Source organism: Desulfosarcina cetonica JCM 12296, from assembly GCF_001311845.1.
In the GTDB taxonomy this organism is placed as follows: Bacteria; Desulfobacterota; Desulfobacteria; order Desulfobacterales; family Desulfosarcinaceae; genus Desulfosarcina; species Desulfosarcina cetonica.
The window spans coordinates 1-26,336 of sequence record NZ_BBCC01000082.1; the positions used below are offsets into that span (position 1 = coordinate 1).

25 protein-coding genes and 1 pseudogene are annotated in these 26,336 nt (G+C 58.3%); 3 read left to right on the forward strand and 23 right to left on the reverse strand.

Going from position 1 to position 26,336, the window contains the following annotated elements; all coding sequences use genetic code 11:
* The 3 genes from JCM12296_RS39995 to JCM12296_RS18055 all read left to right on the forward strand — a co-directional run.
* A partial coding sequence (locus tag JCM12296_RS39995; protein ID WP_479690868.1) for an Hsp70 family protein occupies window positions 1-1,230 on the forward strand: 1,230 nt, incomplete at its 5' end.
* Window positions 1,227-1,949 (forward strand): hypothetical protein, encoded by a 723-nt coding sequence (locus JCM12296_RS18050; protein ID WP_054696131.1) that lies wholly within the window; start codon window positions 1,227-1,229, stop codon window positions 1,947-1,949. The genes JCM12296_RS39995 and JCM12296_RS18050, both read left to right, overlap by 4 nt.
* A 121-nt stretch (window positions 1,950-2,070) precedes the next feature.
* Window positions 2,071-4,245: a DNA translocase FtsK gene (locus JCM12296_RS18055; protein ID WP_054696134.1), complete on the forward strand. Its 2,175-nt coding sequence runs from the start codon at window positions 2,071-2,073 to the stop codon at window positions 4,243-4,245.
* A gap of 163 nt (window positions 4,246-4,408) precedes the next feature.
* On the opposite strand, the gene rbr is transcribed toward JCM12296_RS18055, so the two are convergent.
* The 23 genes and pseudogenes from rbr to ileS all read right to left on the reverse strand — a co-directional run bounded on the left by rbr (window position 4,409) and on the right by ileS (window position 26,250).
* On the reverse strand, window positions 4,409-4,984 hold the full coding sequence (rbr, locus tag JCM12296_RS18060; protein WP_054696138.1) for a rubrerythrin: 576 nt from the start codon (window positions 4,982-4,984) through the stop codon (window positions 4,409-4,411).
* A gap of 166 nt (window positions 4,985-5,150) precedes the next feature.
* Window positions 5,151-5,345, reverse strand: a complete 195-nt coding sequence (locus JCM12296_RS18065; RefSeq protein ID WP_054696140.1) for a ferredoxin — start codon at window positions 5,343-5,345, stop codon at window positions 5,151-5,153.
* 277 nt (window positions 5,346-5,622) lie between these two features.
* A complete protein-coding gene (locus JCM12296_RS18070; protein WP_054696143.1) occupies window positions 5,623-6,306 on the reverse strand; it encodes a PEP-CTERM sorting domain-containing protein in 684 nt (227 codons plus the stop codon).
* A gap of 354 nt (window positions 6,307-6,660) precedes the next feature.
* Complete coding sequence (gene aat / locus JCM12296_RS18075) at window positions 6,661-7,314, reverse strand: leucyl/phenylalanyl-tRNA--protein transferase (protein WP_054696146.1); 654 nt, start codon at window positions 7,312-7,314, stop codon at window positions 6,661-6,663.
* Between the two features lie 3 nt (window positions 7,315-7,317).
* Window positions 7,318-8,802 (reverse strand): AAA family ATPase, encoded by a 1,485-nt coding sequence (locus JCM12296_RS18080; protein WP_306304072.1) that lies wholly within the window; start codon window positions 8,800-8,802, stop codon window positions 7,318-7,320.
* A gap of 437 nt (window positions 8,803-9,239) precedes the next feature.
* A pseudogene (locus tag JCM12296_RS51455) lies at window positions 9,240-9,554 on the reverse strand (Clp protease N-terminal domain-containing protein); the annotation flags it as partial.
* 3 nt (window positions 9,555-9,557) lie between these two features.
* Window positions 9,558-9,866, reverse strand: coding sequence for an ATP-dependent Clp protease adapter ClpS (gene clpS, locus JCM12296_RS18085; RefSeq protein WP_054696148.1), 309 nt, complete (start codon window positions 9,864-9,866; stop codon window positions 9,558-9,560).
* Window positions 9,867-10,168: 302 nt separating this feature from the next.
* The gene (locus JCM12296_RS47715) at window positions 10,169-12,415 is read right to left on the reverse strand and encodes a YfcE family phosphodiesterase (protein WP_281492056.1); all 2,247 of its coding nucleotides are present in this window, start codon (window positions 12,413-12,415) and stop codon (window positions 10,169-10,171) included.
* Window positions 12,399-13,178 (reverse strand): DEAD/DEAH box helicase, encoded by a 780-nt coding sequence (locus tag JCM12296_RS47720; protein ID WP_281492057.1) that lies wholly within the window; start codon window positions 13,176-13,178, stop codon window positions 12,399-12,401. Before JCM12296_RS47720 ends, JCM12296_RS47715 begins: the two co-directional genes overlap by 17 nt.
* 461 nt (window positions 13,179-13,639) lie before the next feature.
* Window positions 13,640-14,548, reverse strand: a complete 909-nt coding sequence (gene folD, locus JCM12296_RS18095) for a bifunctional methylenetetrahydrofolate dehydrogenase/methenyltetrahydrofolate cyclohydrolase FolD (protein ID WP_054696151.1) — start codon at window positions 14,546-14,548, stop codon at window positions 13,640-13,642.
* Window positions 14,549-14,732: 184 nt separating this feature from the next.
* The gene (gene argC, locus JCM12296_RS18100) at window positions 14,733-15,770 is read right to left on the reverse strand and encodes an N-acetyl-gamma-glutamyl-phosphate reductase (RefSeq protein ID WP_054696154.1); all 1,038 of its coding nucleotides are present in this window, start codon (window positions 15,768-15,770) and stop codon (window positions 14,733-14,735) included.
* Window positions 15,771-15,875: 105 nt separating this feature from the next.
* Complete coding sequence (locus tag JCM12296_RS18105; RefSeq protein WP_054696157.1) at window positions 15,876-16,592, reverse strand: ABC transporter ATP-binding protein; 717 nt, start codon at window positions 16,590-16,592, stop codon at window positions 15,876-15,878.
* Window positions 16,592-16,882, reverse strand: coding sequence for an ABC transporter ATP-binding protein C-terminal domain-containing protein (locus JCM12296_RS44850; protein WP_246804522.1), 291 nt, complete (start codon window positions 16,880-16,882; stop codon window positions 16,592-16,594). Before JCM12296_RS44850 ends, JCM12296_RS18105 begins: the two co-directional genes overlap by 1 nt.
* Entirely contained in the window at window positions 16,864-17,364 is a 501-nt protein-coding gene (locus tag JCM12296_RS44855) for an ABC transporter ATP-binding protein (protein WP_246804525.1), read from the reverse strand. The genes JCM12296_RS44850 and JCM12296_RS44855 overlap by 19 nt, the downstream gene beginning before the upstream one ends.
* Window positions 17,365-17,445: 81 nt before the next feature.
* Window positions 17,446-17,898 carry a branched-chain amino acid ABC transporter permease gene (locus tag JCM12296_RS44860; RefSeq protein ID WP_246804526.1) on the reverse strand — a complete coding sequence of 151 codons (453 nt, stop codon included), beginning with the start codon at window positions 17,896-17,898 and terminating at the stop codon, window positions 17,446-17,448.
* Window positions 17,899-18,043: 145 nt separating this feature from the next.
* Window positions 18,044-18,292, reverse strand: a complete 249-nt coding sequence (locus JCM12296_RS44865; RefSeq protein ID WP_246804528.1) for a hypothetical protein — start codon at window positions 18,290-18,292, stop codon at window positions 18,044-18,046.
* Between the two features lie 14 nt (window positions 18,293-18,306).
* Entirely contained in the window at window positions 18,307-18,705 is a 399-nt protein-coding gene (locus JCM12296_RS44870; protein WP_246804529.1) for a hypothetical protein, read from the reverse strand.
* A 21-nt stretch (window positions 18,706-18,726) separates the two neighbouring features.
* Entirely contained in the window at window positions 18,727-19,344 is a 618-nt protein-coding gene (locus tag JCM12296_RS18120; protein WP_281492058.1) for a branched-chain amino acid ABC transporter permease, read from the reverse strand.
* The gene (locus JCM12296_RS47725; protein WP_281492059.1) at window positions 19,344-19,691 is read right to left on the reverse strand and encodes an ABC transporter permease subunit; all 348 of its coding nucleotides are present in this window, start codon (window positions 19,689-19,691) and stop codon (window positions 19,344-19,346) included. The genes JCM12296_RS18120 and JCM12296_RS47725 overlap by 1 nt, the downstream gene beginning before the upstream one ends.
* Before the next feature lie 155 nt (window positions 19,692-19,846).
* On the reverse strand, window positions 19,847-20,974 hold the full coding sequence (locus tag JCM12296_RS18125; protein WP_054696166.1) for an ABC transporter substrate-binding protein: 1,128 nt from the start codon (window positions 20,972-20,974) through the stop codon (window positions 19,847-19,849).
* A 386-nt stretch (window positions 20,975-21,360) separates the two neighbouring features.
* Window positions 21,361-22,794: a DNA polymerase III subunit delta gene (gene holA, locus JCM12296_RS18130; protein ID WP_054696160.1), complete on the reverse strand. Its 1,434-nt coding sequence runs from the start codon at window positions 22,792-22,794 to the stop codon at window positions 21,361-21,363.
* 65 nt (window positions 22,795-22,859) lie between these two features.
* Entirely contained in the window at window positions 22,860-23,426 is a 567-nt protein-coding gene (gene lspA, locus JCM12296_RS18135) for a signal peptidase II (protein ID WP_306304073.1), read from the reverse strand.
* Between the two features lie 10 nt (window positions 23,427-23,436).
* On the reverse strand, window positions 23,437-26,250 hold the full coding sequence (gene ileS, locus JCM12296_RS18140; RefSeq protein ID WP_054696163.1) for an isoleucine--tRNA ligase: 2,814 nt from the start codon (window positions 26,248-26,250) through the stop codon (window positions 23,437-23,439).
* Window positions 26,251-26,336: the final 86 nt, after the last annotated feature.

Genomic DNA, 26,336 nt, shown 5'->3' on the forward strand with positions numbered 1-26,336 from the left:
CGCGGCAAGGCCGGCACCCTGGACACCGATCGCTGGAAGGCCCTGTGTCATCAATGCCGCCAGGCCAAGGAACGCGTTCTCTCGGGCGACGCCGAACACCAGCGGGTTACCCTGACCGGCAGCGGCAGCCGCCTGATCGGCGGCACCCTGACGGCCGACCTGGACCGCGCCATGGTGGAGGAGATCGTTCTGGAAGGCTTTTTTCCCCTGACCGATGCAGGTGAAATGCCACCCAGGGCCCAGCGTGCGGCCATCACCGAGTTCGGCCTGCCCTATGAAGCCGAGCCGGCCATCACGCGCCACTTGCAGCGTTTTTTGATGCAACACGCCGCCGACGTGGCCGATGCCGTGGGAAAGCCGCTCCCCCTGCCCGACCGGGTCCTGTTCAACGGCGGGGCACTCAAACCCGAAATCATCCAGAACCGTATCGTCGACAATCTCGTACGCGTCTTCGGCAGCAGCGACACACCGCGACCGCGGATCCTGGAAAACCGCAACCACGACACGGCCGTGGCCCTGGGAGCCACCTATTACGGTCTGGTCAAAATCGGCCGCGGCGTACGGGTGGGCAGCGGCAGCCCGCGCGCCTACTACCTGGGAATCGAGCGATCGGACGCGGCAGCCGCCACCGCCGGCAAGGAAGCCATCTGCCTGATCGAACGCGGCCTCGAGGAGGGCACGGCCATCGATATGGGCCAGCGCCCCTTCGCCGTGCTGGCCAATCAGCCGGTGCAGTTCGAACTCTTCAGCTCGAGCTATCGTAGCGGCGACACCGCGGGCGACATCATCCCGGTGGACGACTCCCTGGTGGCCCTGCCGCCACTCCAGACCGTCATCCAGTACGGCAAGAGGGGGCTCAAGACCCGGATTCCCGTTGAGATTGCCGGGGAATACACCGAATTGGGGACCCTCTCCTTGTGGTGCCGATCGCAAACCAGCCAGCATCGCTGGCAGCTGCAGTTCCAGCTACGCGACGCCGTGGGTACGGCAGACGTGCGCGAACAGACGATCCTGGACCAGGCTGTCGTCCAGCAAGCCCGTGAGGCCATCGATCAGGCCCTGGGCAGCGATACCAAGGATGTCCTGAATACGCTGGTCAAACGAATCGGCGCCATTGTCGATCTTCCCCGGGAGGCGTGGCCCCTGGCCTTTCTTCGCGATCTGGCGGACAGTTTTTGGCCCGGCCCGAGACACGCAATCGTTCGGCGGCCCATGAGGCACGCTGGATGAACCTGCTCGGCTTCTCTCTGCGGCCCGGATTCGGCGACGCCCTGGACGAGCAGCGCATCAAACAGGCCTGGCGGCTGCACACCCAGGGGGCCATCCATCCCAAGCAGGCTCAGGTCCAGGCCGAATGGTGGATCATGTGGCGCCGGCTGGCCGGCGGCCTGAACCCCGGCCAACAGCGCCAACTGAGCCAGGCCTTGGGCACCCTGTTGCAGCCGGGCAAGAACGGCAAAATCCGCCTGCCCCTGCAGCAGCAATTGGAGCTATGGATGGCGGTGGGCAACCTGGAACGGCTCTATGTAAAGGACAAAATCCGCTGGGGAGAACTGCTGCTGACCCAGATGCGCACCGGTGCGGCGCGCCATCAGCTGGTCTGGACGCTTTCGCGGCTGGGGGCCCGAGAACTCCTTTACGGGCCGGTGGACCGGGTGATTCCGCCCGCCACGGTGGCCGACTGGATCGAGGCCATCATGGCCAAGCCCTGGGAGCCGTCCAAGATGCTCGTCAGCGCCCTGGCACGCATGGCCCGCCTGACCGGGGACCGCACCCGCGATCTGTCCCCCGAAATTCTCCGGCGTATCCACGACTGGATTCCCGAGTCTCCCGAAAACGCGGATGCACGGCGGCAACTGACGGAGGTGGTTCCCATGCAGCATCAGGAGGAACAGGCCGCCTTCGGCGAGTCACTACCGGCGGGTCTTATGCTGCACGCCGAGCCCTAACGCACCCGAAAGGCTGCAGGTGCATCTCTTTGTCAAATGTGATATATAGGGCAGCCTTTTAGAAATACTCCCCGGTCGCGGGAGGCGATATTTACCATCATTTCAGCAAAAAGTCAGATGTATGAAAAAATCAGGTTACAGAATCGACAATGATGTTTTATCCATCCATACGGCGTGTGGCGTATACAAATTCAGGATCGATAACGACACCGGCCCGACCGACGCGCAAACGATCGCCGAACTGATGGTCAGCGAGATGGAAAACGTCGACACGAAATTTCAAAGCAAAAAGGAAGCATCGAGTCCTTACGCCAGGCTGCTGTTAGCCACCCTGAACATCGCGGGCAACTATGTCCGCCTGGCAAGCCGATACAACCAGCTGCTCGGGGAGCAAGACCAAAGGAAGACGGCGGCCAGGGATACCGCTGTGAAGACAACGGCAAAGGCCGCCCCACCGGAGGATATCCCCCAACCGACCAATGAAGACTCGGCCCAGCCGACTGCCGCAACCCAAAGCGTTCAAGTCGCAGAACCACCGCCAGCACCGGAACCGCCAGCCAGCCCCATTGAACCGGTCACCGTTCAAGCATCGCCGCCCACCGTCCTGGACCATCCGATCGTGGTCCATGGAAGCGAAAAACCGCAGCCTGACGAACCGGACCCGCTGCCCGTATCGCAGGGAGTCGATACGAAAACCGAAAGCATGCTTCTGCCCATGCTTGTGCCCAAGGCCGAGCCTGAATCCAAGCCGAGCCCGGCAGTCACAGCGGGCAGTCCCACACAGGTGAGGATCGATGCGCAGCCGGTGCCGATAACACCGGCAATGGAAGCCGCTGCAGGCTCCGAGCCGGAGTACAAACTGCCGCCCCTGAACTTCTTGAAAAGGGCCGACCAGGCCGTGGCGGTGGACCACGAGGCCATCCGACGGGATGCGGAGCTGCTCGAGCGGAAGCTGGGATACTTCGGCATCAAGGGAGAGGTCATGGAGGTTTCACCCGGCCCCGTGATCACCACCTTCGAATACAAACCGGCCCCTGGAATCAAGATCAGCAAGATCGTGAACCTGGCCGATGACCTGGCCCTGGCCTTGAGTGCGGTCAGCATTCGGCTGGTGGCCCCGATTCCCGGCAAGGACGTGATCGGCATCGAGATTCCCAATCCCCAAATGAGCATCGTTCCGTTCATCGACGTCGTGAACTCGGAGGCTTTTGCCACGATCGACTCCCCCACCCCCATCTGTCTGGGTAAGGATATCATCGGCAAGCCGGTGGTCGTGGGTCTGGAGAGAATGCCGCATCTTCTGATCGCCGGAGCCACGGGAACGGGCAAAAGCGTTGCCCTGAACGCCATGATCACCAGTATCCTGTACAAGTCACGGCCGGATCAGGTCAAATTTATCATGATCGACCCCAAACGGATCGAGCTTTCCCTGTTCAATGACATTCCCCATCTGCTCACCCCGGTGATCACCGACATGCGAAGGGCCAACATCGCCCTGCAATGGGTGGTCCGGGAAATGGAGCGCCGGTATGAAAAACTCGCCGCGTACCAGGTGAGGAATATCGAACAGTACAATGAGAAAATCGGGATGACCGACCCGTCGTTATCCGATGACGGGGATACGGATGAGGCTTTCCCCTACATTGTCGTGATCATCGACGAGCTGGCCGATTTGATGATGACCGCCAGCAAGGATATCGAGTTCTCCCTGACCCGCATCGCTCAGATGGCCCGGGCGGCCGGTATCCACCTGATTCTCGCCACCCAGCGCCCCTCCGTGGATGTGCTCACCGGCATCATCAAGGCCAACTTCCCCACGCGCATATCCTTTCAGGTTTCTTCCAAGACCGACTCCAGGACAATTATCGATGCCAACGGCGCCGAAACCCTCCTGGGCCGGGGAGACATGCTCTTCGTCCCGCCCGGAACCGCACGGCTGACCCGGGTCCACGGAACCTATCTGTCCGAAGCGGAACTGATCGCCGTCACCGACTTTGTCAAAAGCCAGGGCAAGCCCGAATATGTCATGGACGTGATTACGGAGAAAGAAGAGGAAGAGGCCGCACCCCTGGATATCAGCGACGACGACTACGACGAGAAATACGAGGACGCCCTGGAATTCGTCCTGTCCACCCGCCAGGCCACCATATCCAGTGTTCAGCGCGCCCTGCGGGTGGGATACAACCGGGCCGCGCGGATTATCGACATGATGGAGAAAAGGGGCATCATCAGTGCGTCCGACGGGATCAAACCTCGTCAGGTGCTGGTGGATCGTTCGGAATGGATGCCTTATTGACGGATTCGTAAAAAGCCCGATATCGGCGTTACGCGTATCCTTCGTCACTGCGGCGTACGCTAAGTACGCTGCCTACGGCACCCGCGATAGCGGTATTCTCAGGACTCGCAAGCCTTGATCTCGGGCTTTTTACGAATCCGTCGGAAATGCGACTTTTTACGCGTCACCAATTGGGGACGAACAGTTCAAAGAAGTTCGACGGTTTGACGCACGCCGGACATTTCTCCGGCGCGCAGGGCCCTTCATGGATGTAGCCGCAGTTCATGCAGCGCCATTTCATGGTGGCGGGCCGGCAGAACATCTGGTTGGAATCCATATTTTCGGTCAGGGCACGAAAATTTTTCTCATGCTGGACCTCGGCAACGGAGATGGCATCCCATACGTCAGCCGGCCGCGCGAACCCCTCCTCGCGAGCCACCTTGGCAAATCCCGGATAGAGGCGGCTGTGGACATCCAGTTCCAGGTCCGCCGCCGCCACCAGATTTTCCCGCGTGGCCTTGACCACGCCGGTAAGAAAGGTGGCGGTCACCTCCAGTTCGCCCCCGTTGAAAAACTTGAAAAAGCGTAGGGCGTGTTCGCACTCCTGATCGGCGGTCTCCTTGAATATGGCAGCGACCTGCATGTAACCGTCCCGTTTCGCCTGGTCGGCAAAAAACAGGTAGCGCGTGGTCGCCTGGGATTCGAACGCATAGGAAACAAGCAGATTCTTTGCCGTTTGACTCTCTCTGAAGGCTGCCATTCACACCCCCTTCTAAAGGAATTGCCATCCGCGCCGGCAAACCGCTCCGCCGGCGGGCGCGCACCGCTTAGGCAAAGCGGCGGTTGGCGGGACCCGACGGTCAGGTCGGTCGGGTCCCGCCTTGATCGTGCGCAACGACCATTGCGAAAAAAGGCCCCGGATGGGGTTAGTCTTCCACAATCTCGATCGCTTCGGCACCGCATTCGCGAGCCGCCTGACGAACCACATCCTCGTATTTTTCGGGAATGGTGTCGAATTTCACGATGGATTTCAACTGATCCTCGTCATATTCGAAAACATCGGGGCAAAGGTTATTGCAATTTCTGTCGCCCATGCACTGACTGGTGATCGTAACCTTCATGTGATTTTCTCCTTGTTTGGGGAATTGAAAACGGATGGATGGTCACTAAAAGAGCAAATGAACCATAGCTAAAAATCAGCGAGAGGTCAACGAATGGAAATTACCACCCGCTGAAAAACGATCCCCCTGGGTATCGCCAGCCATGCATCCGGCCAACAAGCATAACCATCTGAAAATTTAAATAAGAAAAAGGGGAAACCGGTGATTAAAATCCGGTTTCCCCTGGGTTTATCTTCCATCGATTGAACGAAGATGGAATATCGCTGACGCGGGATTTCTATTTCCGAAACAGCTTTTTCCTCCTAATAGCGGCAATCCCGACCAAGCCCGAGCCTAAAAGCAGCATGGTGGCGGGTTCGGGAACTGGCGCCGGCGCAAGATCGTCACCGGCGGTGATCATATCGTTATAATCCAAGTCGGCATTATAAATGGGTTGATCATCGAGAAAAAAGACTGCCGTCTTCAAGCTTGCGCTATAAGCGATGAGAATATGTTCCGAGTCATCGCTATTGAAGAGAATATCCGTATACCAAGAATATTCCGTGCTGGTTTTGAAGTAGAAGCCAAAGACATCATCTAAGGCCACATTGGTTTCGTCCGCCCAGTTTTCGTTATTGTCAACGTACCATACACCGTCGATTTCTTGAAAGTAAACGGATGTTGAAGTTGAATACCAGTAAATAGTTGAAGGCTCCTGTGATCCTGTAAAAACCGTATATGTACTTTCAATGGAAGTGGGGTTGTTGATGTCATCCACTGAATAAAGCCCGAATTCACTTTCCCAGCTGGCACTCTCAAAAACCAGCGTAAAATTGGTATTAGCGGTTGTCCAATCGGTTAAGGTCCAGTAGTCAGCGTCCACCCAGGTAAAGTCGCCTTGCAAAGTCGGCAGTGCGCTTGCATTCCCTACTGACAAAAACAAACTAAGTACAAATGCTGCAATAATCATTTTTTTGTTCATTTGGTCCTCTTTACGCATGTTGTTCTGTTGGATCCCATAGCAGTGACGGATTTCGCGGTATCGTCAGTCATCGCTTCAAATCAGAAACAAATAAATAAACACGATGATCCATTTACCCCCTCTCATTCAACATTCACCCAATTGGACTGTTCATACAACGCACATCAATCACTAAAGCATCCATTAAGCATAATCGTTGCCATCTTTGAAAATTATTTTAAAAATTAATTTTTACTTTAATATTCAATTTGTTATACTGTTAATTGAAAAAAAGAAATCTCTTAAACACCAAGCCGGCTATGGCATTTTTTTCACAATCGATTTGTGGTTTAAGTGATGATGATTAAGACCGTATTAGAGGCAGGTGGATCGATCCAGGGTTTCCAAAAACACTTTCCGCGGGATCTCCCGCGCGCCGAAGCGCATCAGATGCGCGGTTTTGACCTGGCAGTCGATGAGGGAAAAGTGGTGTGCTTTAAGGGTTTGAACAAGCGTGACAAAGGCGACCTTGGAGGCGTTGCTGGCACGGCTGAACATGGATTCGCCGAAAAAGACGCGGCCGAGGGAGACCCCATATAACCCTCCGACAAGCTGGTTCTCCTGCCAGGCCTCCACGGAATGCGCATACCCCTGGCGGTGTAGCGCGCAATAGGCGTCCCGCATCTCATCGGTGATCCAGGTCCCCTCCCCGTAGGAGCGTTTGGTCTCTGCACAGCCGCGAATCACCGATTCGAAATCCCGGTCGAAGGTGATGTGAAAGCGTTTTTGCTTGATGATCTTTTTAAGGGAACGAGAAATTCTCAGCTCGTCGGGAAACAGCACCAAGCGTGGATCCGGGCACCACCAGAGAATCGGCTCGCCTTCGGCATACCAGGGGAAGATGCCATTGCGGTATGCCAATAAAAGCCGCTCAACGCTCAGATCCCCGCCGACGGCGAGAAGACCTTCCTTGATGGCCAGATGGGGCGGGGGGAAAGAGAGGCGTTCGGAGAGAGAAAAAATGGGCATGGATCAGTTAAATTCAAACACCAATGTCTCGCCGTCCATATCCAGCCTGACGCGACCGCCTTTTTCCAAGCGGCCGAAAAGGATTTCATCGGCCAGGACGTCCTTGATCTCGGTTTGAATGATCCGGGCCAGGGGCCGCGCACCATATTGCGGATCGTGCCCCCGCATGGCCAGCCACTTTCTCACACTGTCCGTGTATTCCACGGTAACGCGCTTGGTGGCCAGCTGGCGGTCGAGTTCTTGCATGAATTTGTCGACGATCAGGCCCATGATCTCGCGATCGAGGGAATTGAAGTTGATGATGGCATCCAGCCGGTTCCTGAACTCCGGGCTGAACAGCTTCTCGACGGCTTTCTTGCCTTTTCCGGAAGAATCCTTTTTGGGATCGCCAAAGCCGATCGTGGCGCTGCTCATTTCCCGTGACCCGGCGTTGGAGGTCATCATGATGATCACATTGCGGAAATCCGCCTTCTTGCCGTTGTTGTCGGTCAAGGTGGCGTGGTCCAGGACCTGCAGTAAGATGTTGAACAGATCCTCGTGCGCTTTTTCGATTTCATCCAAAAGGAGCACACAGTAAGGATGCTTGCGCACACCGTCGGTAAGCAGCCCCCCCTGATCAAAACCGATGTACCCGGGAGGGGCGCCGATCAGCCGCGCAACGGCATGCTTTTCCATGTATTCACTCATGTCGTAGCGCATGAATTCCACGTCCAGAAGCCGTGCCACCTGTCGGGCGACCTCGGTCTTGCCGACCCCGGTGGGACCGGTGAACAGAAAGGAGCCCACCGGCTTTTCAGGCAACCCCAGGCCGGCGCGCGCCCGCTTGATGGCCGTGACCAGGGCGCTGATGGCATCATCCTGTCCGTAGACCACCTCACGGAGATTCGCGCCCATGTTTTCCAGTTTGGCTTTGTCCGGTGTGGAAACGTTCACCGCCGGAACACGGGCGATTTTGGCAACGATCTTCTCGATATCGGCCGGATGAATCCACCGGCGGTTGGTGGCGCCGGAAAGCCGGATGGCAGCACCGGCTTCGTCAATCACATCGATGGCCTTGTCCGGCAGGTAGCGATCGTTGATGTACTTGGCCGACAGCTCGCAGGCAGCCTTGAGGGCCGCATCGGTATATTCGATCTCGTGGTGCGCTTCGTAGCGTGAACGCAATCCTTTCAAAATTTTGATTGACTCGTCGATGGGCGGTTCAAGGATATCGATTTTCTCAAAACGACGTGAAAGGGCACGATCCTTCTCGAAATGGTTTTTATACTCCTCGTAGGTGGTCGAACCGATACAACGCAACTCGCCCGTGGAGAGAAACGGCTTGAGGATGTTACTGGCATCCATCGAGCCGCTGCTGGTGGCACCGGCGCCCACGATGGTATGGATCTCGTCGATGAAAAGGATGGTGTTCTTGCGTTTTTTAAGCTCGGTGACCACCCCCTTGAGGCGCTGCTCAAAATCGCCCCTGAACTTGGATCCGGCCAGCATGCCACCCAAATCCAACGAATAAATCCGAACATCCTTGAGCAACGCCGGGACTTCGCCCTCCCAGATTTTCTGAGCCAGCCTTCGGCCATGGCGGTTTTCCCCACCCCCGGGTCACCCACGAAAATGGGGTTGTTCTTCCGGCGCCGGCAAAGCACCTGCATGGTACGTTCCATTTCCAGTTGACGGCCAATCAAGGGATCGAGTTTGCCGTTGGCCGCCTGGTCGATGAGGTTCACCGTGTAGGTATCCAACAGATTGGTCTTCTTCTTCGAATTTTTCGGATCGTCGGGTTCGGCGATTTCGGGTTCGATCGCCGGCGGCTCCAGGGGAATTTCGTGGGAAATCACCCGCAAGACATCCAGCCGGGAAATCCCCTCTTCATTCAAAAAATAGACGGCGTGGGAATCCTTTTCCATAAAGATGGAAGCCAGAATGTCGCTGACCGCCACCTCTTTTTTTTCAGCCGAACGCACGTGGTTGACGGCCCGCTGAATAACCCGCTGAAAACCGATGGTCTGCTGAAGGACATATTCATTGCCCTCGGGAATCATTTCCATGTTTTCATTGAAAAACGTTTCCAGGCTGGCCTTCAGGTTATCGACATTGCCACCACATTTTTCAAGAATTTCCAAGCCGGAATTGTCATGCAGGATGGCAAACAGCACGTGTTCGACGCTCACGTACTCGTGACGGCGCTTCTTTGCTTCACGAACCGCAAATCCCAACGTGGCACTGAGTTCCTTGCTGATCATATATTATTCCTGTTCCATGCTGCAGCGTAGCGGAAAACCGCTTTCACGTGCAAGATTGTGAACCGTATCGACTTTGGTTTCGGCAATTTCATGGGGATAGATCCCGCACACCCCAACCCCTTTGCGGTGGACGTTCATCATGATCGTCGTCGCCGCTTCCGTGGATTTATTGAACACATATTTCAATATTTCAACGACAAACTCCATGGTGGTGTAGTCGTCGTTATGCAGCAAGACACGATACATGGGCGGCTGCCGGGTTGCATCGCGAGTTTCCGAATCCGTTTGCTCCGATGTTTGATATCGCGCCATAACTGAAATGCTTTACATCCAATTAGCAGACAACATGACGAACACGCCCCCTCGGATGAGGGGATCGGACCGTTTCGGTAGGCGCACACACGCCCCGATTTCTTGGCAACCGATTGCAATCATTTGTTTTCTATAACGAATAACAAGCAATGGACACTTGACCGATGCCGACCTGATTATAATCACCGCCGATACGGATTGTAAAGTGCATTTGTTGACAGAAACAAGCGCGGAGAAAAGGGAGGAATCTGAATCAGAAAGGATTTACCCGGCAGCAAGGGCTGTCGGAAACACGCCTGCGATCATCGGCTGATCTCAAGGATGCGCGGTGTCAAGACACCCTCAGCGATACACACCTGCGCCACGGACACCGGATAGTCGCGGCGCCGATGGCCGGCACTTCCTGGGTTAAGGTAGATCACGCCATCTTTCCTTATAATTTCAGGCTGGTGGGTATGCCCGCTGATCACCACCTGAATGCCGGCGGCCGAAGGTTCTAAATCGAGTTGCTGCAAATCATGCAGGATGTAAAAGAAAACCTTCTCGATTTCGACCATCTCCTTGACCGGCAGGGATTTGGCCCAAGCCCCATGGTCCGTATTCCCCCGAACCGCCACCACCGGGGCGATGCGTTCAAGCCGTCTGAGCACGTCGGCATCGCCGACGTCGCCGGCGTGAAGAATCTGCGTGCACCCGGCCAGCGCCCGCTCGGCCTCCGGCCGGACCAGCCCGTGGGTGTCGGAGATAATACCAATATTAATGGCGGCTGTCGTTGTCATGGCTACTGTCCGCAACATTTTTTTGTATTTTTTGCCACTGCCGCAGGGACATGGGTCGTTGCGGCCGACTTTCTCCGCCTCCCGTTTGACCGGTTTCTTGGCCGGCGGCGAATCCCCACCACCGGAAAAGATCAGCTTCTGCTCCTTCGGTTTTTGGAAATCCTCGATATTTTCGGGTTCCGCCAGCTGGATCCGAAAGAGGATGCCCAGGGTCTCCTGCTTCATGCGGTCGATGGTCTCCTGGAACATGTCGAAACCCTCTTTCTTGTAAACCAGAAGCGGGTTCTGCTGGGCGTAGCCGCGCAGCCCGATGCCCTCCTTGAGATGGTCCATGGAAAGCAGGTGGTCTTTCCACAGGTTGTCCACGGTCTGCAGCATCACCACCCGTTCCAGTTGCCTGAAGTCGGCCGCCCCCAGAAGGGCGACCTTTTCCTGGTAGACCTTCTGGGCCTGATCGAAAATCTCCTGGGCCAGCCCCTCGGCATTGAGCCCGTCCAGGGTATCCGCATCCAGCGACGACATACGGAAATTGAACTGCTTGAAAACCGCATCGGAAATGGCCTGCCAGTCCCAATCCTCCGGCAGATCGCGCTCGTCGACGAATTCGGCGGCGATCTGCTCACCGGCTTCCATCATGATGTCTTCGATGGTCTCCTTGAGATCCATGCCGGTCAACAGATCACGGCGCTGTTTGTAGATCACTTCGCGCTGCTGGTTCATCACATCGTCATATTCGAGAAGATGCTTGCGGATATCGAAGTTGTGCCCTTCCACCTTGGACTGGGCGTTTTCAATGGCACGGCTGATCAGGTTGTGCTCGATGGGTTCCCCCTCTTCCATGCCCAGCCGCTCCATGATGCCGGTAATGCGCTCGCCGCCGAAGATGCGCAGCAGATCGTCCTCGAGTGCCAGGTAGAACCGCGAGGAACCCGGATCGCCCTGGCGGCCGGAACGACCGCGCAGCTGATTGTCGATGCGTCGACTCTCGTGACGCTCGGTACCCAGGATATGCAGGCCGCCCAGTTCGGTCACCCCTTCACCCAGCACGATATCGGTACCGCGCCCGGCCATGTTGGTGGAGATGGTCACGGCCCCTTTCTGGCCGGCCATGGAGATGATTTCGGCTTCCTTTTCATGGTTTTTGGCGTTGAGCACTTCATGGGGGATGCCTTGCTTTTTTAACTGCGTGGCCAGCTGCTCGGAAATATCGATGGAGACCGTGCCCACCAACACCGGCTGCCCCTTTTTGTGCAGCGCCTTGATCTCCTCGATGGCGGCATTGAATTTCTCCCGCCGGGTCTTGTAGATCACGTCGGGAAAATCCTTGCGGATCATCGGTTTGTTGGTGGGGATAATCATGACGTCCAGATTATAGATCTTCTTGAATTCCGCCGCCTCGGTATCCGCCGTACCGGTCATGCCGGCCAATTTATCGTACATGCGAAAATAGTTCTGGAAGGTGATCGTGGCCAGGGTCTGGTTCTCGTTCTCGATTCGTACGTTTTCCTTGGCCTCCAGGGCCTGGTGCAGGCCTTCGCTGTAACGCCGGCCGGGCATGAGACGGCCGGTAAACTCGTCGACAATGATCACCTCGCCATCCTTGACGATATAGTCCACGTCGCGCTTGAACAGGGTGTGGGCTTTCAGGGCCTGGTTGGTGTGGTGGAGCAGTTCGATGTTGCCGGGATCGTAGAGGTTCTCGACGCTGAGCAGTGCTTCGGCATGGGCGACGCCTTCCTCGGTGAGCGTGGCGCTACGGGCCTTTTTCATCGATTTTGTAATCCTCCTCGGCCTTCAGCCGGGGGATGATGCCGTTGACCTGGTAATAGAGCTGGGTGGATTTCTCCGCCGGCCCGGAAATGATCAGCGGGGTGCGCGCCTCGTCGATCAGGATGCTGTCCACCTCGTCCACGATGGCATAGTGCAGATCCCGCTGGACCAGCGATTGCGCATCGAACTTCATGTTGTCGCGCAGGTAGTCGAACCCGAACTCGTTGTTGGTGCCGTAGGTGATATCCGCACCGTAGGCCGCTTTGCGCTGCTCATCGTCCAGGCCGTGCTGGACGGTCCCCACGGTCATTCCCAGAAAGGTATAGAGTTTCCCCATCCATTCGGTGTCACGCCGGGCCAGATAGTCGTTGACCGTCACCACGTGCACGCCTCGGCCGGTCAAAGCGTTGAGATAGGCCGGCAGGGTGGCCACCAGGGTCTTGCCCTCACCGGTTTTCATTTCGGAAATCTTGCCGCTATGCAGGACCATGCCACCAATCAACTGAACGTCATAGTGACGCATGCCCAGCGCTCTCACGGAAGCTTCACGGGCCGTGGCAAACGCCTCCGGCAAAAGATCGTCCAGGGGCTCGCCGTTGGCCAGGCGCTCTTTCAAACGCGCCGTCTGCCCGCGGAGCGCGTCATCGCTTAAGGCTTGCATCTCGGCTTCACGGGCATTGATCGCCTCCACCAGCGGCTGCAATTTTTTCAGTTCACGCTCGTTCTTGCTTCCGAAGACCTGGGTCAGCCATTTGCCGATCATGGGTATTATTTCTCCACATTCATCCCAAGGATGATGATTGGGTCAGTCACAGCCAATCCGGTTGCCGTTTAAGAGCCTTTGAGATGGGCTGTCATCAGCGCCGGCGGGAAAACCCCGTCCCCGCTATATCCACAAACGGGTATCCTAAACCATTTTAACAAGGCACTCAAGCGCAAAGGCAGAATAATTCAACATCAAGAAAATAAGGGGGTTAGGTTGCCGGGAATATATCTGCAACGGATTGGAGCCATCCATGGGAACACGCATTCGGAATCGATGCGGCAGGTTTGGAAAGGGCGGCACGGATTCCAGCCCCTACCCAAATATAAAAGAGCTGCCACGGCGGGCCCCAACAATGCACCGCCATGGCAGCTCCTGAATCATTCATCGCCCCCGATCCGCGCACAGCTCGCTACTTCGCGACGCGAGCTTGCCGCGACCACCCGGGGCGCGGTGTTCGGTTACATGAGGCCCAGCTTGAACTTAAGGGATTTCAGGGTGTTGAGCATCAGCATGGTGATCGTCATGGGACCGACACCACCGGGAACGGGGGTGATGTAGCCGGCGATCTCCTTGGCGGCATCGAAATCCACGTCGCCCTTCAGGATGGCCACTTTCTTGCCGGTCTTCTCGCTGACCTTCTCACCCACGCGGTTGACGCCGACGTCGATCACGCAGGCCCCCGGTTTGATCCATTCCGGTTTCACCAAGTCGGGAACACCAGCGGCCACGATGAGAATGTCGGCCCGTTTGCAGTGGGCGGCCAGATCCTTGGTGCGCGTATGCACGATGGTCACGGTAGCGTTGGCGCCCGGGCCTTTCTGCACCATCATGTTGGCGATGGGTTTGCCCACGATGTTGGAGCGACCCACGACGACCACTTCGGCGCCGCTGGTCTCAACGCCGGCGCGCACGATCATCTCCTGGATGCCGAAAGGCGTGCAAGGCGGAAATTTGACTTCCTTGCCCCCGATCATCAGACGGCCGACGTTGACCGGATGGAACCCGTCGACATCCTTGTCCGGATCGATGGCGTTGAGCACTTTTTTCTCATCAATGTGCTTGGGCAGGGGCAGCTGAACCAGGATACCGTTGATGCTGTCGTCCTTGTTGTACTTGTCGATCAGGGCCAGAAGATCCGCTTCGGAAATATCCACCGACTGGCTGTCCTGAATTTCCTTGAATCCGACGCGGTGGGCGGTTTTGATCTTGAGGGTCACATAGGAAATGGATGCCGGGTTCTCGCCCACGAGGATGGTGACCAGCCCGGGAACCACGCCGTGCTTTTCCTTGATCTGTTTTACCTCTTCGGTAATCTCCTCGAGGATCTGCTCGCGGATCTCGGTACCCTTGATAAGCGTTGCTGTCATCTCCTGTCTCCTTTCACATTGATGGTTGCGGTGCGTATGTTGCGCAGCACTTAGCCTGCGGCGATTGGCAACGGTTGTCGAGCGGTGATGAAAATTTGTCAGGATGCGGATTTCCCCTTACGGCAGATGGTTAAACGTACCCTGTTTAGTTCAATTCCAACGCGTTGTCAACACACGGATCAGGCTACAGCGGATACGGAACCGCATTCAGGCCGGCGGTCTCGGCCAAGCCGACCATCAGGTTCATGTTCTGCACGGCCTGGCCGGCGGCCCCTTTCACCAGATTGTCGATGGCCGACAGCAGGATCAGCCGGCCGGTGCCGGGGTCCAGGGTCCAACCGATGTCGCAGAAATTGGTTCCCTTGACAAAAAGCGTATCGGGCCAACGCCCGTCGGGCAACAGCCGCACGAAGGGTTTGCCCTGGTAAGCGGATTCGAGGCATTGACGCACCCGGGCCGCATCAACGCCGGGAGCCAGCGTGGCATACATGGTGCTCTGCATGCCGCGGGTCATGGGAATCAGGTGCGGCGTGAACGTAATCCGCACCGGCGTTCCGGCAAACACGGACAGCTGCTCCTCCATCTCCGGGGCATGCCGGTGCCCGCCCACCTTATACGCCTTGAAGGACTCGTTGACGTGACAGAAATGGGTCGTGGACGTGGCTTCACGGCCGGCACCGCTCACACCGGACTTGCAGTCGGCGATGATGGTGGCCGGATCGATGAGCCGCTCCTTGACCAGGGGCAGCAGCGGCAACAGGACGCTGGTGGGGTAACAGCCCGGGTTGCCGACCAGATCCGCACCGGCCACCGCCTCGCCATATACCTCGCAGAGCCCGTAGACCGCCCGCGCCAGGAGGTCGGCACAGCTATGCGGCTGATAATGGGCCTCGTAAGCGGCGGCGTTGCGGAAGCGGAAATCGGCCGACAAGTCGATCACCCGCTGTCCGGCATCCAGAAGGCCTGGCGCCATGGACATGGAAACCTTGTGCGGCAGGGCCAGGAAGACCACGTCGGCCGCTGTCGAGATTTTTTCGGGATCGCTGTCGATGCAATCCAGATCGACAACCCCGCGCATGGCTGGATAAATGGTGTCAAAGGCGCTTCCGGCGTATTGGCGGGAGGTAATCACGGTCAATTGGACATCCGGATGACCGGATAAAATACGAACCAGTTCGGCCCCGGCGTAACCGTTGGCGCCGACGACGGCTGCACGGATCATGGCAAAGATTCCTTATTGGAGTTCAGGTGATGGGCGACACATACCAAGTCTTATGGATACGGGTATTCAGAAGGGATTTCAAGCTGGAAGTGTTAAGCATCGTAATTATCCGCCGAGGTATGCCTTTTTCACTTCCGGATCGTTGATCAAGGTCTCCGAGTCCCCCTCCAGCACCAGGTTGCCGTTTTCCAGCACGTAGCCCTTCTGGGAGAATTTCAAGGCCAGGCGCGCGTTCTGCTCCACCAGCAAAATGGCCGTGCCCTCCTGACGGTTGATCTCCTTGAGGGCCTGGAAGACGTTCATCATCAAGAGCGGCGAAAGCCCCATGGAGGGTTCGTCGAGCAGCATCAGGCGACGGCCGCTCATGAAGGCCCGGCCGATGGCCAGCATCTGCTGCTCCCCCCCGCTCATGGTACCGGAGGCCTGGGCCCTGCGCTCCTCCAGCCGGGGAAAAATTTCGAAGACCCGGCGAATGTCTTTTTTGATCGCATCCCGATCCTTGCGGGCAAAGGTCGCCAATTGCAGGTTTTCCATCACCGTCAGGTTTCCGAACAGGCGCCGGCCCTCGGGAACGTGGGTGATGCCCAGCCGGCTGACCACCTTGTCGGCCGGCAGCTTGAGCAGGTCCTGGCCCATGCAGGTCATGACGCTTCCCGTCTCCACCGGCACCATGCGCGAGATGGCCCGCAGGGTGGTGCTCTTGCCGGCGCCGTTGGCACCGATGATGGTGACGATTTCACCGGCGTCGATGTTGAAGCTGATCCCGTGCAGGGCCTTGATCTTGCCGTAGGATACCTGGAGGTTTTGCACATTGAGCAGCATCAGAATTCCACCTCCTGTTCACCGATGTAGGCCTTGATGACCTCGGGATGGTTTTGTACCTCGGCCGGCGTGCCTTCCACCAGCACCCGGCCGAACACCAGCGCCTGGACATGCTGGCAGAGCTCATGCACGACCCGCAGGCGGTGCTCGATCAAAAAGATGGCCAGGTTGAAGCGTTCGTGGGCGCTGCGGACCACCTCGATCATGGCCAGCATCTCGTCCGGGGTCATGCCCACGGTGGGTTCGTCCAAAAGGAGCACCTTGGGCTCGATCACCATGGCACGGGCCATCTCCACCCGCCGCTGGCGCCGTAGGGCAGGTTGATGACCAGCTGATCGGCGAACTGCTCCACGCCGAACATCTTCAGATATTCCATGGCCAGGTCCGTGGCCTCGCGCTCCTCACGCCGGCGACGCGGCGTGTCCAGGAACGCGCCCATGAGTCCGTAGGAAAATTTCGAATAGCGGGCCATCTTGATGTGCTCGAGAACGGTCATGTGGCGCCACAACTTCATTTCCTGAAAAGTCCGGGCCAGGCCCATGGCGGCGGTCTCGTTGGGCTTCTTGCCGGTGATCTCCCGGCCGTCGAACATCACGGATCCGTGCGTTGGCCGGTAAATACCGGTGATCAGGTTGAAGATCGTGGTCTTGCCGGCACCGTTGGGGCCGATCAGGCCGGTGATCTGCCCCGGATCCAGACTGAGGTGGTAATCGGCGACCGCCTGCAGCCCGCCGAAATTGTGGCTCATATCGGTAACGTGAAGCAGCGGCATATCAGTCCACCTCCTTGGGTCCGAATACCTGCCGGACATCGAATTCCTTGAAGGCGATGAGTCCGGTGGGCCGATAGATCATCACCAGGATGAGCAAGAGCGGAATGACGATCCACTTGAAGATCTCCAGGGGCCGCAGGGCTTCACCCAGAAGGCTGATGGATACGCGCCCACGATGGAGCCGTAGACCGAATTGAGGCCGCCGAAATAGACCATGGCCAGCACCTCGGCCAGTTTCTGCACGCTGAACATGGCCGGGTTGATGTAGCGCAGCACGTGCCCCAGGAGGCCGCCAGCCACGCCGGCCCAGAAAGCGCCGAAAAGAAAGGCCGCCATCTTGGTCTTGCGGGTATCCACGGTCATGGCCTCGGCGGCAGTCTCATCGTCGCGCACCGCATTGAGGGCCTTGCCCAGGGTGGCGGTGACGAAATTGTTGATCGTCCAGACGCCAAAGGCCACGGTGATGAAGATCACCGGCAAGGTGGCCCAGTCGGGCTGTCCGCCGATGCCGCGGGAACCGCCCAGGGCCTGCATGTTCTCGAAGAAGCTCTTGACGATGAACAGAAAGGCCAGGCTGATAATGGCCAGATAGTCACCGCGGGTCTGAAGGAGGGAATGGCGATGACCAGGGCCCCCAGGGCCGCCATCACGCCGCCGAACACCAGCGCCAGCGGAAAGGTCAGGTAGCCGCCGGGATGTTGAAGACCGCCGGCCCCAGGACCTTGCTGGTGGTAAACAGGCCCACGGTGAAAATGCTGGCCGAGTAGGCGCCGATGGCCATGAAACCTGGATGGGAGCAGGAAAACTCGCCCATGTAACCGTTGATGATGTTGAGGCTCAGGGTGAAGAGCACGGCGATAAGGGTCAGCTTCAGCGTGATCAGCCGGTAGTCGGAGACGCCGGCCCAGACGTGCAGGACGGCGTACATCAACCCCAGTTGAATCAGGCACTGACGATCAGGGGAAAACGTTGCAGATAGCCGGCCAAGACATTGGCCGGTTTGGCCGCGAGCCGGCAAATCAGGGCCAAGGGGATCAGGTAGGTGACCGAAAAATAGACCAGGGCCATGGGGATCTGAATCAGGGTGACCCAGTTGAAAGCGTCTCCTTTGATCAAAAGATTGACCATGCCGGCGACGACCTTAAAGATCGTCACGATGCCGAACAGGATCGGCATCTTGGGAAGTCCCAGCATGGCGGACAGGCCTTCACCGGCCATCTTTTCCCAGAATACGCAGACCAGAAACCCGATCAGGTAACCCATCAGCGGTACCGGTTTGAAGAAACGACCGATGCGGGAAAAAATCCCCCCGGTGGGTGCGAGTGCAGCAGTTTGATCCATAAATAACGTCCTTGTCCGCGATTAGAGTCGAAGCTTGGCGCTGTACGCCTGTCCAAACAGCCCGTGGGGTCGGAAAATCAGAATCACCAGAACGATGGAATAGGCAATCAAATCCCGCAGGTTGGATCCGATGTTGAGCGAGAAGACGCGATTCATGATCTGAATGGCCGGCACGGTCATGATCTCGATGAAACCGAGCATGAATCCGGCCAGGCAGGCGCCCATGATGGACCCGCGGCCACCTAAGATGGCGGCCACGAAGGCCTTCCAGCCGAAGCTGACGCCCATGTAAGGATCCAGCACCGGGTAGGCCAGACCGAAAAGGATCCCGGCGGCCGCGGCCAGGGCCGAACCGATGGCAAAGGTCATGGCCGCGATCCTGTTCATGGGCACGCCCACCAGCGGTACCACCACGTAATCATAGGCCATGGCACGCATGGCCATGCCCCACTTGGTGCGTGCGATCAACTGGTGCAGGGCCAGCATCAGGCCGATGGAGACCAGCACGATCATGATTTTCTTATTGGTCACGTACACCCCGCCGATGTTGTAAGTCACTGACTCGATCAGCTGGGGAAACTTGAGACGCGATCCACCGAGGAAAAGGATGTTGGACGTTTCGAGGATGATACCGATCATCAGGCCGGTGATGGCGGCCGAAGCCCGGGGCGCCTCGCGCAGGGGGCGGTAGCGACCCGCTCCACGATGATGCCCACGAAGGCGGTCAGGAACATGGAAATCAGGATCGTCAATACCAGGATCAGCCAGCCGGGCATAAGGGCGGCGGCGCCCGTGCCGAACAGGGAGAGCAGCCCCAGGGCCACACCCAGCCCGATATAGGCCCCCACCATGAAGATGTCGCCGTGGGCGAAGTTGAACAGCATCAGGATGCTGTACACCATGGAGTAGCCCAAAGCGATCAGGGCGTAAAAGCTGCCCCACTGCAAGGCATTGATCAGGTTCTGCATCAGGAAGTTGAAGCTCATGGAAAAGGCTCCCATCAAAAGGAAAGGGAAACAGGCAAGCCCGTTCCCTTTCCGTTGAGCCGGCCGTCCGTGCGGTTGTCATCGGGCGGCCGGGTATCACACAATCAATGGCTGACGCGATCGTTCTATTTTCCGGGTTATTTGAGTTTTTGGGATTATTTGGGGCAAACCGACTTGAAGAAGGCGAATTTACCCGCGTCGTTGATCTTGACCACCACGGCACATTTTTTCGGATCGCCGTCCGGGCTGAAGGTCATTGCGCCGGTGATGCCGGGGTAGTCCTTGATCGACGCCAGGGCATCCTTGACCTTGCTGCGGTCAGCCTTGATGTCACCGGAAAGCCCGCCGGTGTTCTTGATCGCCTGGATCATCAGGCCCAGGGAATCCCAGGTCAGCGCGGCGACGTCGTCGGGGGTTTTGCCATAGGCGGCGGTGTATTCGTCGATGAAGGTCTTGGTGGCGCCCTGGGCACCGGCGGCGGCATAGTGGGTGGAGAAGTAGTAGCCCTTGCAGTCGTCACCGCAAAGGCCCATCAGGTCACCACTGCCCCAGGAATCGGATCCCAGGATCGGCTTGGTCCAGCCCATCTCCTTGGCCGCACGCACGATCAGGGGCACTTCGCTGTAGTACTGGGGAGCAAAGAGCACATCCGCGCCGGAGGCCACGATGTTGGTCATCTGGGCCGAGAAGTCCTTGTCGCCGGTGGTAAAGCTCTCAAAAGCCACGACCGACCCGGGACCGTGAATTTTCTCGAAGGCGGCCTTGAAAAATTCGGCCAGGCCCTTGGGATAGTCGGCGGCGATGTCGTAAATCACGGCAGCCTTTTTGGCGCCCAACTCATCGGTGGCGAAATTGGCCGCAACCGGCCCCTGGAAGGGATCGAGAAAGCAGCCACGGAAAACATAGGGCCGATTCAAGGTGGTGTCGGGATTGGTGGACCAGGGGCTGATCATGGGCGTGGCGAAGTTGTTGGCCACGTCGCCGGCCGGCACGGCCTGGCTGGAGGATTGGGGCCCGATCATGCCCAGGATACCTTCCTCGGTGATCAGCTTGGTGGCGACCTTGACCGCCGACTCGGCCTTGTATTCGTTGTCGTCAAAGATGAACTTGAGATCGTAGGATTTGCCACCCACCTCGATCTTGGGCGTTTTCTTCAGGTACATCTCGGCGGCGTTTTTGGTTGACGCCCCCACATCGGGGTTGTCGCCGGTCAGGGGGATGTTGAATCCGATCTTGATCATATCGGCCGCGCCGGCATCCACCGCCGCGAACGAAAACGCCATTACCGCAACCAGAGATAACACGAGACCAACTGTAACCTTACGCATAAAGCCTCCTTTTTTCTGCCGATGGGGTGGGTTGGCTTGGGGCTAAGCCCCGAAATAGATTGGTAGAAGTGTTAACACGGGCCCCCTGCTTTTTCAACGCCATTTTCCCTCATCCCCTCCGATGCCAGATCCGATCGGAGCCCGGTTCGGGAAAAGCATAGCAATCGGCGTGCCAGCAGACCAACAATCATCTGGAGGCGCTACAGAAGCGGCTTCGGTCGGTTTACGCGATTCCGATGGAAAACCGCAGGCCATCACAAACACAACAAAAATGAAAGAATGTCGGTGACGAAACGCCATTTCTGTTAAAAAACAGGGTTCGCCGTCTGGAGGGTTCCGGATTACCGGCACAACCGCAGCAAAAAGGACTCCAGCAGGAGTCGCGGATTCTGCCCGGTGGACTTCATGCGCCGATCGATGTCACTCAAATCGATCATGGCACGCTGCAGGTCCGCCAGGGAAAAACGCTCGGCCTTGCTGAGGGTCTGAAAAACAGGGAACGGGCTTTTGGGGTTTTTGGCCAGCACCAGATCGCTGGCAGCCGGATGCTTGCGTTTTTTGCCGGCGTCCGGTGGATGGATCAGCGCATCCCAGGATTCGGTGAGCGCCGCATAGGCCGCATCATCGTCCTGAACCGCCTTGAAAGCAGCACCCTTGAACTGGGCAAAATTCATCTGGCTACGCCAGTTGCGCCCCTGGTCACGGGCGATGAAATCCCTGGCCACCAAAAGACGCCGGATCTGGTTGGCCGCCGCAGCCAGGAGCTGCAACGGATGCATGCCTTCCGCCAAAAGGCTTTGCATGAAAAAAAGACTGGCGGACAGATCCCTGTCGGCAATGGCGCTGGTAAACTCGAAAATGGGATCCTTGCGCGTGCGCTTGAGGACGGCCGTTACATCGGCTTCGGTGATGGTCTGGCGGTCGCCGGCAAAGGTGATCAGCTTCTCCAAATTGCCGGCCAGGGTGCGCAGGTCGAATCCGGTCCACTGCATCAGCCGCTTTCGGGCGTCGGCGGCCAGCCGTTTACCGGCTTCATTCAGCGCATCGGCCATGGCGGCCTGCATCACCTGGTCCTGGGCCATGCGGTCAGCCCGTGTCTCTCCCTTGGGAACCGTGCAGTCCACCACCAGGCCGGTCTCGTCGATGGCCTTGAACAAGGCCTTGCGGCGATCGACGAAGTCGGTGGTGATCACCAGGCGATGGCCCTCGGGAAATCCCTTCTGCATGGCCGTCCGCAGGCGCTCGGCATCGTCCTCCCGTTCGGGAATGCTGAGCCCGTTTTCGCGGCAATGGTCGACCAGTGCATCCAGCCAGGCCACGGGTTCGCCATCCGGCGCGTCAACCACCTTGCGGCGGGCCGTCTGGGTCTTGAGGTCATCAAAGGTAAGGCCACAAAGGGCCAGAAGGTTTAAAAAGGGCCGCGCGGCTTTTTTCAGGTCACCCGCCTTGGCCGCTTGGGCGGTCTTTTCCCGCAACCCCTGCCGGGCCTTGTCCGAATAGAAGAGCCGCGCATCCTGGAGCACGACGACTTTGCTGGCAGCCAAAAGGGCATAGGTGTTCAGGCTGTCCAGCACATTGGCGAAGGGATCCGTACCGCCATCGAACAGTTCCACCCCCAGGGCCTGCTCTGATTCGGGCACCAACCGCCCGAGCACCGCATCATAGGCCTTCTTGCACAGCATCTCCTCCCCACAAACCAGGGTCACCACCGGCCAGTCGGACGCCGGGGTCCGTTCCAGGTAATCGGTCAGCGCAGGGTAAGCGACGGTGGGCATGGTCAATGAATCGTTTGGGGATTGAAGGGGGTTCGGAAAAAATCCATGCTGTCGTTTTTCAGCATCTAATCCGGCATCTTGCCCAGGACCACATGGGCAATGAAAATCGTGATCCCGATGGTGATGGCGCTGTCCGCCACGTTGAAGGCCGGCCAGTGATGGGCTCCCACGTAGAAATCGAGAAAATCGATCACCTCCCCGAAACGCAGGCGATCGATGAGGTTGCCCACGGCACCGCCGAAAATCATGGCCAGGGCCGAGGCCAGAAAAGGGCGCGTTTTGGGCGTCAGGCGATAGAAATAAATGATCATCCCCATGGCAAGGGTCGCCACGCCGATGAACAGCAAGTTCCGCAGGTTCGCGTGGCCGGCGGCCATGAAGCCGAAGGCGCCTCCCGGGTTGTGGATATGGGTCAGGTTGAAGAATCCCGGGATGACCTCGATGCGCTGGTAAAGGGGCAAACGGTCTAAAATCAACTGCTTGGTGATCTGGTCCAGCACCACCACGATAGCGGCGATGACCATGAACGCCCGGGCACCCATGGAGGGTGCCCGGACGCTTGAAGCGCCTTTGGATCCGGACCGTTCCCGGCCTTTGCCGGAAGGGGCGGGTTTGGTATCGCTGCCAGACATGGGATCGGGTCTAGGCCTCCATATCGGAAAGATCCATCTGCGCCAGGGCACCGCTGCAACGCGCGCAGATGGTCGGATGATCGGCAATGCTGCCCACGCTGTCATCATGCACCCAGCAGCGCTGGCACTTCTCACCTTTGGCCGGCGCCACCTTCACCCAAAGGCCCTCCACTTCCTGGGCCTTATAGGCATCGGTCAGCTCACCTTTGGCCACCGTGGCGCGCGAGACGATCAGGATGCTGCGCAGGTCGGTCTCGAATTCGGCCATCACCGCGTAGAGGTCGTCGGAAAGGCCCACGGTCACCGCGGCATCCAGGCTGTGGCCGATGACCTTGTCGCTGCGGGCCTGTTCCAGGGCCTTGGTCACCTCGGCGCGCACCTTGATCAGGGTTTCCCATTTGGCGGCCAGGGTTTCGTCGCGCAGGGCCGCGTCTGGCTTGGGAAAGCTTACCAGGTGAATGCTCTCGGCCTTGTCCGCGACAGCCGGCAGGTAGGCCCAGATCTCTTCCGCGGTAAAGGGCATGATCGGCGCCATGATGCGTGCCATGGCATCCAAAATGGCGTACATGGCCGTCTGGGCGCTACGCCGCGCCAAGGATGCCGCCGGGCTGGTGTAGAGCCGGTCCTTGAGGATATCCAGGTAGAAGGCGGAGAGATCCACGGTACAGTAGTTATACAGGCGGTGGTAGATCACATGGAACTCATAGGTGTCATACGCCTTGAGGGCACGCTCGATCACCCCCTGGAGTTTGTGCAGGGCGAAGCGGTCGATATCCAGCATCTGGTCAATCGGCACGGCGTCCTTTTGGGGATCGAAATCGTTCAGGTTGCCCAGGATGAACCGGCTGGTGTTACGGATCCGGCGATAGGCGTCGCTGAGCTGCTTGAGGATGTTGTCCGAAATGCGCACATCATCGCGGTAGTCCGAGGCCGACACCCACATGCGCAGGATCTCGGCGCCGTACTTGTCGATGACCGCCTTGGGCGCCACCACGTTGCCCAGGGATTTGGACATCTTCTTACCCTCGGCGTCGACCACGAACCCGTGGGTCAGGACGGCCTTGTAGGGGGCCTTCTGGCGAGTGCCCACGGCGGTCAGAAGGGCGCTGTGGAACCAGCCGCGATGCTGGTCGCTGCCCTCCAGATAGAGGTCGGCCGGCCATGTCAGGTAATCGCGGTCCTCCAGTACGGCAGCCTGGCTGACGCCCGAATCGAACCAGACGTCGAGGATGTCGTCCTCTTTGGTAAAACCGGTGTGGCCGCAGTGCGTGCAGACCGCGTCCTTGGGCATCAGTTCGGGAACCGATTTCTCGAACCACACGTCGGCCCCGTGGGCGGCGAACTGATCGAAAATATGGTTCATGGTGGCCTCGTCCATGTGCACGGTGTCGCACTTCTCGCAGATGAAGACCGTGATCGGCACCCCCCAGGCCCGCTGGCGGGAAACGCACCAGTCCGGCCGATTTTCGATCATGCCGTAGATGCGCTCGCGGCCCCAGTGGGGAATCCACTGCACGCGGTCGATCTCTTCCAGGGATTTTTTGCGCAGCCCGGTCTTCTCCATGGAGATGAACCACTGGGGCGTGGCGCGGAAGATCACCGGCCGCTTGCAGCGCCAGCAGTGGGGATAGCTGTGCCGGATATCGGTCTTGGCCAACAGCACGCCCTTGTCGGCCAGGGTCTGATTGATGGCCGCGTTGGCCTTGAAAACGAACTGACCGGCGAACAACCCCACCTCATCGGTGAACACGCCGTTGTCGTTGACCGGCGAGTAGGCGTCCAGGCCGTATTGCAGGCCCACGTCGTAATCTTCGCGGCCGTGTCCCGGAGCGGTGTGCACGCAGCCGGTGCCGGCTTCCAGGGTAACGTGGTCGCCGAGGATGATCAGCGAGTCGCGATCGTAAAAAGGATGTTGGCAGCGTTTGTTTTCCAGGACATCGGCCTTGAATTCGGCCACGATTTCGTAGTCGGCGATGCCGAAGGTCTGCATGCAGGCCTCGACCAGCTCGCGGGCCAGGATCAGCACCTCTCCGCCGGCAACGGCCACGGCGGCATAATCGAAATCCGGGTGCAGGGCCACGGCCAGGTTGGCCGGCAGGGTCCAGGGTGTGGTGGTCCAGATCACCACGGCCACCTTTCGTCCGGCCAGACGCGCGTCGATCTGGGCCGGGTCATCTTTCAAGGCAAACTTGACATACACCGACGGCGAGGTCTCGTCGTGATATTCGATCTCGGCTTCGGCCAGGGCCGTTTTGCAGTTGCAGCACCAGTGGATCGGTTTCTTGCTGCGGAAAAGGCTGCCCTCCAGGGCGAACTTGCAGCACTCCCGGGCGATGATCGCCTCATAACGGTAATTCATGGTCAGGTAGGGGTTGTCCCACTCGCCCATGACGCCCAGGCGCTTGAATTCCTCACGCTGGATGTCGATGAACTTCTCGGCGTAGGCCCGGCATTGGCGGCGCACCTGGGCCTGGGTCATCTCCTTCTTCTTGGCGCCCAGTTCCTTGTCCACGTTGTGTTCGATGGGCAGGCCGTGGCAGTCCCAGCCCGGCACGTAGGGGGCATCGAACCCGGCCATCTGCCGGGAGCGGATGATGATATCCTTGAGAATCTTGTTCAGCGCCGTGCCGATATGAATATGGCCGTTGGCATAGGGCGGACCGTCGTGCAGGATAAAAGTCGGCCGACCTTTGGACGCCTCGCGGACGCGCTGGTACAGCTCGGCGCTTTCCCAGGCGCTGAGCTGTTTGGGCTCCTTTTGGGAAAGGTTGGCTTTCATGGGAAAGCCGGTATGGGGAAGATTCAAGGTCTTCTTGTAATCCATCGATGCCTCCGTAGCGGAATTTTCTTGATAAACAGAGATTTCTACTTTGAAAGGCGGCTTCTGTCAAGCCAATAGAAAGGTGCCCG

What these genes read in the sequence shown, in the direction of transcription:
- JCM12296_RS44870 (WP_246804529.1), bottom strand. Translation starts at nt 18,705, where the DNA reads ATGGATCAAACTGCTGCACTCGCACCCACCGGGGGGATTTTTTCCCGC.
- JCM12296_RS47725 (WP_281492059.1), bottom strand. Translation starts at nt 19,691, where the DNA reads ATGAGCTTCAACTTCCTGATGCAGAACCTGATCAATGCCTTGCAGTGG.
- ileS (WP_054696163.1), bottom strand. Translation starts at nt 26,250, where the DNA reads ATGGATTACAAGAAGACCTTGAATCTTCCCCATACCGGCTTTCCCATG.
- lspA (WP_306304073.1), bottom strand. Translation starts at nt 23,426, where the DNA reads ATGTCTGGCAGCGATACCAAACCCGCCCCTTCCGGCAAAGGCCGGGAA.
- JCM12296_RS18125 (WP_054696166.1), bottom strand. Translation starts at nt 20,974, where the DNA reads ATGGCGTTTTCGTTCGCGGCGGTGGATGCCGGCGCGGCCGATATGATC.
- JCM12296_RS18065 (WP_054696140.1), bottom strand. Translation starts at nt 5,345, where the DNA reads ATGAAGGTTACGATCACCAGTCAGTGCATGGGCGACAGAAATTGCAAT.
- rbr (WP_054696138.1), bottom strand. Translation starts at nt 4,984, where the DNA reads ATGGCAGCCTTCAGAGAGAGTCAAACGGCAAAGAATCTGCTTGTTTCC.
- aat (WP_054696146.1), bottom strand. Translation starts at nt 7,314, where the DNA reads ATGCCCATTTTTTCTCTCTCCGAACGCCTCTCTTTCCCCCCGCCCCAT.
- JCM12296_RS18070 (WP_054696143.1), bottom strand. Translation starts at nt 6,306, where the DNA reads ATGAACAAAAAAATGATTATTGCAGCATTTGTACTTAGTTTGTTTTTG.
- JCM12296_RS44860 (WP_246804526.1), bottom strand. Translation starts at nt 17,898, where the DNA reads ATGCAGGCCCTGGGCGGTTCCCGCGGCATCGGCGGACAGCCCGACTGG.
- argC (WP_054696154.1), bottom strand. Translation starts at nt 15,770, where the DNA reads ATGATCCGTGCAGCCGTCGTCGGCGCCAACGGTTACGCCGGGGCCGAA.
- JCM12296_RS47715 (WP_281492056.1), bottom strand. Translation starts at nt 12,415, where the DNA reads ATGAAAAAGGCCCGTAGCGCCACGCTCACCGAGGAAGGCGTCGCCCAT.
- holA (WP_054696160.1), bottom strand. Translation starts at nt 22,794, where the DNA reads ATGCCCACCGTCGCTTACCCTGCGCTGACCGATTACCTGGAACGGACC.
- JCM12296_RS18120 (WP_281492058.1), bottom strand. Translation starts at nt 19,344, where the DNA reads ATGATCGGTATCATCCTCGAAACGTCCAACATCCTTTTCCTCGGTGGA.
- JCM12296_RS47720 (WP_281492057.1), bottom strand. Translation starts at nt 13,178, where the DNA reads ATGATCGGCAAATGGCTGACCCAGGTCTTCGGAAGCAAGAACGAGCGT.
- JCM12296_RS18055 (WP_054696134.1), top strand. Translation starts at nt 2,071, where the DNA reads ATGAAAAAATCAGGTTACAGAATCGACAATGATGTTTTATCCATCCAT.
- JCM12296_RS44850 (WP_246804522.1), bottom strand. Translation starts at nt 16,882, where the DNA reads ATGGCCCGTGCCATGGTGATCGAGCCCAAGGTGCTCCTTTTGGACGAA.
- JCM12296_RS18050 (WP_054696131.1), top strand. Translation starts at nt 1,227, where the DNA reads ATGAACCTGCTCGGCTTCTCTCTGCGGCCCGGATTCGGCGACGCCCTG.
- JCM12296_RS18080 (WP_306304072.1), bottom strand. Translation starts at nt 8,802, where the DNA reads ATGCTGGCCGGATCCAAGTTCAGGGGCGATTTTGAGCAGCGCCTCAAG.
- folD (WP_054696151.1), bottom strand. Translation starts at nt 14,548, where the DNA reads ATGACAGCAACGCTTATCAAGGGTACCGAGATCCGCGAGCAGATCCTC.
- JCM12296_RS44865 (WP_246804528.1), bottom strand. Translation starts at nt 18,292, where the DNA reads ATGTACGCCGTCCTGCACGTCTGGGCCGGCGTCTCCGACTACCGGCTG.
- clpS (WP_054696148.1), bottom strand. Translation starts at nt 9,866, where the DNA reads ATGGCGCGATATCAAACATCGGAGCAAACGGATTCGGAAACTCGCGAT.
- JCM12296_RS18105 (WP_054696157.1), bottom strand. Translation starts at nt 16,592, where the DNA reads ATGCTGCTCAATGTGCAAAACCTCCAGGTATCCTACGGCAAGATCAAG.
- JCM12296_RS44855 (WP_246804525.1), bottom strand. Translation starts at nt 17,364, where the DNA reads ATGCCGCTGCTTCACGTTACCGATATGAGCCACAATTTCGGCGGGCTG.